The organism is Halomonas sp. SIMBA_159 (genome assembly GCF_046536035.1).
Lineage (GTDB): Bacteria > Pseudomonadota > Gammaproteobacteria > Pseudomonadales > Halomonadaceae > Vreelandella > Vreelandella venusta_A.
Map to the genome: position 1 here is coordinate 1 of NZ_JAWJBT010001011.1, position 256 is coordinate 256.

1 protein-coding gene is annotated in these 256 nt (G+C 64.5%); it reads left to right on the plus strand.

Annotated features, from left to right (window positions below; genetic code table 11):
- The coding region (locus R0J87_RS22305) for a hypothetical protein (RefSeq protein WP_498889046.1) at positions 1-256 on the plus strand (256 nt) is incomplete at both ends.

Sequence of the window (256 nt, forward strand, 5' to 3'; positions counted from 1 at the left end):
GCGATGGCGGCGGTCAAGCGCCACGTCGGCCCGGACCGCTATGCCATCCTGATGCCGCTCAACGAGTTCGAGCAGCAGTTGTCGTTCGCGCTGCAGCAGGACGACCCGCTGCTGCGAGACGGCGACAACTACGGCAACTTCCGCAGCCCGGGCTTCCGCAAGGCGCTGGCGTTCTACGCCAACATGTTCGAACAGGGCTGGGCGCCGAAGCTGTCGGAGACGCAGATCTCCAACGTCTGGTACGAGTTCTTCAACG